General features: G+C 61.9%; 4 protein-coding genes. 2 read left to right on the top strand and 2 right to left on the bottom strand.

All coding sequences use genetic code 11. The features are described 5' to 3' along the window. Window positions 1-796 (top strand): SDR family oxidoreductase (locus M6D32_RS04745; protein WP_298253888.1); only part of this gene is annotated, 796 nt, incomplete at its 5' end. A gap of 36 nt (window positions 797-832) precedes the next feature. Here M6D32_RS04745 and M6D32_RS04740 read toward each other — a convergent pair. Beyond that, window positions 833-2,200, bottom strand: a complete 1,368-nt coding sequence (locus tag M6D32_RS04740) for a cytochrome P450 (RefSeq protein ID WP_298253890.1) — start codon at window positions 2,198-2,200, stop codon at window positions 833-835. A gap of 79 nt (window positions 2,201-2,279) precedes the next feature. Further along, complete coding sequence (locus M6D32_RS04735) at window positions 2,280-3,524, bottom strand: LLM class flavin-dependent oxidoreductase (RefSeq protein WP_298253886.1); 1,245 nt, start codon at window positions 3,522-3,524, stop codon at window positions 2,280-2,282. Window positions 3,525-3,722: 198 nt separating this feature from the next. On the opposite strand from M6D32_RS04735, the gene M6D32_RS04730 reads away from it, so the two are divergent. Further along, on the top strand, window positions 3,723-5,192 hold the full coding sequence (locus M6D32_RS04730; protein ID WP_298253883.1) for a bifunctional class I SAM-dependent methyltransferase/glycosyltransferase family 2 protein: 1,470 nt from the start codon (window positions 3,723-3,725) through the stop codon (window positions 5,190-5,192). Window positions 5,193-5,492 lie beyond the last annotated feature (300 nt).

The raw sequence follows: 5,492 nt of genomic DNA, 5'->3' as shown, positions 1-5,492 counted from the left end.
CGGGATCGGACTGCGCACCGCCGAAATCTTCGTGGCCCAAGGTGCAAAAATCGTGATCGCCGGCCGCCGCGTGCCGGAAGGCGAGGCGTTGGCCAAGAAGCTCGGCGCTGCCTGCCGGTTCCGGCGTACCGACGTGACGATCGAGGCTGACATGCAAAGGTTGATCGGCGAGGCGGTTGAAAATTTCGGCCGCATCGACTGCCTCTTCAACAATGCCGGCGGCCCGGCGCAGACGGGCGGCATCGAGGGCCTCGAGGCCGAGCGTTTCGACGCCGCGATGGCGACGCTCGTGCGCAGCGTCATGTTCGGCATGAAGCATGCGGCGGCGCATATGCGGCGCCAGGGCTCCGGCAGCATCATCAACAATGGCAGCATCGCCGGCCGGCTCGCCGGATTCTCATCCTCGATCGTCTATGGTGCCGCCAAGGCCGCGGTCATTCACCTGACCAAATGCGTCGCGATGGAGCTCGGCGAGGCCGGCATCCGCGTCAACAGCATTTCGCCGGGCGCCATCGCCACGGGCATTTTCGCAAAAGCCCTCGGACTGTCGACGGAAGCCGCCGAGAAAACAGCCGCCGTGATGCGCGAGGTCACTAAGTCGGCCCAGCCGATCCCGCGCGCCGGTCTGCCTGATGACATCGCGCATGCGGCGGTGTTCCTCGCCAGCGACGAATCCACCTTCATCAACGGGCATGATCTCGTCATCGACGGCGCCATCACCGGCGGCCGCAACTGGACCCAACAGCAACAGGGTTATGCGGCCATGCGCAAGGCGTTCGATGCGAATGCGGGGTAGCATCGACAGTCGCCAGAATGGGCGCGCGCTCTTTGATCACACCGGCATCACCGTGACCCGCAAGCCGTCGCGTGGCTTCGGGATCGGCCACATCTGCCAGTTCGGCGTCGTGCCGGCGGCCAGCGAGACGCTCAGGTTCTGCAGGAAATGCCGCGCGAAACATTTCGCCTGCATGTAGGCGAAATGCAGCCCCAGGCACATATGCGCGCCACCACCAAACGGCACAAAGGCAAAGCGATGGCGGTTGCGCTGCGCTTCGTCTGTGAAGCGCAGCGGGTCGAAGGCGTCGGGATCAGGCCAGATTTCCGGCATGTGATGGGTGAACAGCGGATTGAGACCGACCAGCGTGCCGGCCGGAATCTCATAGCCACCGAATTTAAAATCGCGCGTCGCGCGCCGCGGGATCGAGGGCACCGGAGGCCGCAGCCGCATCGCTTCCTTGAACGCCATCTCGGCGAGCGGCATCGCTTCGAGATGATCGGACGACGTCGGTGCATCGGGCGCAACGCCGATGCCGAGGACCTCGTCGCGCAGCTTCTGTTGCCACTCCTGATTTGCGGCGAGCGCCGCCACAAACGAGGTCAGCGACGAGGTCAGCGTGTCGTGCGCGGCCATCATCAGAAAACTCATATGGTCGACGATATCCTGCGGCGACAGCAACGCACCGTCCTCGTGGGTGGCCTGGCAGAGCTGGGAGAACAGGTCCTCGCCGCCTTTGGCGCGGCGGATCGGAATCTGTTCGGAGAAGTAAGCCACGATGCGGGCGCGACCCTTGACGCCGCGCGCCATCTGCGTGCCCGGCAAAGGCGTTCGGATCGGCGCGATCGAAGCCGCGACCATGTCGACAAAGGCTTTAGTGATCTCCTTGACCTCCGGACCGATCGCCGTGCCGAGAAATGACGTGGCGGCGAGATCGAGCGTCAGCTGTTTCATCGCGGGATAGAACAGCATCTCTCCCGGCTTCTGCCGCCACTCGGCCACGCGCCGCGCGATGCCGGCGTCGAGCGCCGCGAGGTAGGATTTCATCGGCCCGGATTTGAATGCGACCGACAATGCGCGCCGGTGCAGGCGATGTTCGTCGAAATCGAGCAGCATCAGGCCACGCGGAAAAAGCCGGCCCAGGATCGTCCCCCAGCCATAGCTGGACGAGAACAGGCGGACCTGATCGAACAGCAGGAGCTCGTTCGCCTCGGGTCCCAACATGGTGATGCTGGTCTCGCCGAGGATGCGGGTACGGTAGATGTGGCCATACTTCGCCGACATCCGCTCGACCTCGCCCTTGGGATCGGCGAGAACGGAAAGTGTCCGGCCGATCAGCGGCCAGCCTTCGTCACCTGGAATATGCGACAGGGCATGACGATCGGGCGGCATCAACGCCATCGATGGCAAGGTCGCACTTTGCATAGACGCACTTTGCAGAGACATGGCCGTGCTCCATCGAACGAGAAATCTCGAACCACAATACTTAAAACAAACCCGCCAATCAGGCCTTTTGGTGTTTGGCCGCTTCCTTCTGCAAATCCGGCGCATTCACGGCCGGAATGGCCACGCGGCCGGGGCCGGTCAGTGACAAAGCCGCAGCCGCCTTGTCATTCTCCATGATCTTGGCCATCACGGCCTGGCCAGCGCGTTCGAACACCGTGCGGTTTTCGATCACGAATTTCTGCGACTCGCGAAGCTTGGCGACATAGCCGTTGATCTCCGGAATCACGTAGCGCGCCACCATGTCCCAACTGCGTCTTGTGTTCTCGGGATTGGCCCAGTCGTGGACAAAGCCGATGATACTGCCGACCCCGCCGGACACCTCCATCAATTTCTTGATGGTTTTAACGAGGTCGTCCGGCGTGCCAATGGTGGATGCGGCGTTCTCGCCGCCAGCCGTCTTCTCCAGCGCATCCTCGGGCGAGGTAAACGGTACAAGACCGGGACGCTGCAGCGTCTGCACATTGTACTCGTTGTGCCAGTGCATCAATCCGGCGCCCGCCTCGCGATGGGCCTGCTCGCGGGTTTCGGCGATGTGCCAGGACAACAGCACGCGCCAGTCGGCGCGGCTCACGGTCGTGCCGTGCTTTTTCGCGGCATCCTCGGCAAAGCTCCATTGCGTCGGCAGCGCCATCAACCCCTGCGTCGACATCGAGCCGAGCGAAATGATGCCGATGCCGTATTTGCCGGCGAGCGTCATTCCCGACGGCGAGATTTGCGAGGCAACCACGAAGGGCATCTCTTCCTGCAACGGAAGGATCTGCAATGCAGCGTCGTTGATCGTGAACCAGTCGCTCTTCGCGGTGACCCGCTCGCCGCGAAACAGCCGGTGGATGATCGCGATCGCCTCGTCCTGGCGGTCACGCTGCACCATCGGATCGATGCCGAACGTATGGGCATCCGACGCCAGCGCCCCGGGCCCGGAGCCGAAGATGGCGCGCCCGCCGGTCATGTGATCGAGCTGCACCATGCGCTGGGCGACGTTGAAGGGGTGATGGTAGGGCAGCGAAATCACACCGGTACCGAGCTTGATGCGCTTGGTGCGCTCGCCGGCGGCCGCCAGAAACATTTCCGGCGAGGCGATCATTTCCCAGCCGGAGGAATGATGCTCGCCGCACCAGAATTCATCATAGCCGAGCGCATCGAGTTGCTCGACCAGATCGAGGTCGCGGCGGAATTGCAGCATCGGGTGCTCGCCGATCGGGTGATGCGGGGCGAGGAAAGCACCGAATTTAAGGCGCGCCATAGACAGTTCTCCTGGGCATTGCTCTGGGCCGTTTTTCTTCGTCGTTAGACATCAGGTTATGGGCTGAGGCAGTTCAAGGCAACCGGCCACATCATGCACGCGGCCACGCACCGCCTGTCATAATCCACCATTTCAATCGAATTTACAGCTCCTTACCGTTCGGCTAAGAGGACGCTCGGTTTACACCTCGAGGTTTGGATGTATTTGAGGCCGTCCGATTCCGCGCACTCCCTTGAGCTGCCGACGCAGCGCAAGCGCGACCTCGTCGAGCATTTCGAAGCCAATGGCGACGAGCTCCAGCGTTGGCGCGAATTCAACGCCGCCTACCACGAAGACGATTTGAAGTTCATGCGCTTCCTGGTTCCACCGGGCAAGCGTGTGCTGGAACTGGGATGCGGCCGCGGCGACCTCCTGGCCGCACTTGAGCCCGCCTACGGCGTCGGCGTGGACTTCGGCGCCGGAACGGTCGCCAAGGCCAATGAGCTGCACCCCCACCTCAGCTTTTTGCTGGGCGATGTCGAGGATCCGGCGACGCTCGCCTCGATCGAAGGGCCGTTCGACTACATCGTGATCGCCGATACCATCGGCATGTTCGAGGACATCGATGCGACCTTGCGGCTGGTGCATCATCTTTGCGCACCGTCGACGCGGATCATCATCTCCTACTACTCGCATCTCTGGGAGCCGGTGCTGAAGGCCGCCGAAGCGCTCAAGCTCCGGGCCAAACAGCCGGCGATCAACTACATGGCGACCGCCGACTTTCTCAATCTGATGGATCTCGCGGACTTCGAGGTCATCAGCCAGGAGCAGCGCCAGCTGTTGCCGCGCCGCTGGCTCGGGCTCGGCCCGTTCATCAACCGCTTCATCGCGCCGCTGCCCGGCATCCGGACATTATGCCTGCGAACCTATCTGGTCGGCCGTCCGGTCCGGCAATTTCCGGACCGGAAATTCTCGGCCAGCATTCTCATTCCGTGCCGCAACGAGAGCGGCAATATCGAGAACGCGATCCGGCGCATGCCGCGGTTCGGCGCCGCGCAGGAAATCCTGTTCGTCGAAGGAAATTCCAGCGATGGCACCTTTGCCGAATGCGAGCGCGTCCGCGACGCCTACAAGGGCAGTTGGGACATCAAGGTGCTCAAGCAGGATGGCAAGGGCAAAGGCGATGCGGTGCGCAAGGGCTTTTCCGCCGCGACCGGCGACGTGCTGATGATTCTGGACGCCGACCTGACGATGCCGCCTGAAGCACTGCCGAAATTTCACGCGGTGATCGAGACCGGCAAGGCCGAGTTCGTCAACGGCACCCGGCTGGTCTATCCGATGGAGAACGAGGCAATGCGTCCGCTCAATTTCATCGCCAACCGATTCTTCGCCTACCTCTTCAGTTATCTCGTCAACACGCGCCTCACCGACACGCTGTGCGGCACCAAGGTGCTCCTGCGCAAGGACTACGAGGTGCTGGTGCGCGAGCGCGCCTATTTCGGCAACTTCGATCCGTTCGGCGATTTCGATCTGATCTTCGGCGCGGCGAAGCAGAACCTGAAAATTATCGAGACGCCGATCCACTACAAGGCCCGCACCTTCGGCGAGACGCAGATTTCGCGCTTCCGCGACGGCTGGCTGTTGTTGAAGATGGTGTGGTTTGCCTATCGCAAGCTGAAGGCAATCTAGTGCGGCGAATTTGAAGTTCCTATCAGTTTCGCCGTGAGTTCGTTATAGGAACTTCAAATTCAAAGCCGCACTAGAATCAATAAGTTGCTAGAGCTCCTTTGATTCCGAAGTTCGCATCGGAGGGGCCGCGGAAAGCCTGCGAACTTCGGAATCGGAGCTTGTCCGTAGCGGGTGAAGATGTCGTATTTTTGTAGCTCGTGATCTGTCGCCTTCGTTGTTGAGTTTCGGAGGAGCCGGAAAGCGTGGACGGTTCCGCCAGCCTGGTCATGCCATGGATATTGCTGCCGGGTTAGCCCTCTG

Source organism: Bradyrhizobium sp., from assembly GCF_027307225.1.
Classification (GTDB): Bacteria; Pseudomonadota; Alphaproteobacteria; order Rhizobiales; family Xanthobacteraceae; genus Bradyrhizobium.
This window is presented reverse-complemented; position numbering and strand designations above follow the sequence as displayed.

Coding starts and splice junctions, on each gene's coding strand:
- M6D32_RS04740 (WP_298253890.1), bottom strand. CDS start 2,200: ATGCAAAGTGCGACCTTGCCATCGATGGCGTTGATGCCGCCCGATCGT.
- M6D32_RS04735 (WP_298253886.1), bottom strand. CDS start 3,524: ATGGCGCGCCTTAAATTCGGTGCTTTCCTCGCCCCGCATCACCCGATC.
- M6D32_RS04730 (WP_298253883.1), top strand. CDS start 3,723: ATGTATTTGAGGCCGTCCGATTCCGCGCACTCCCTTGAGCTGCCGACG.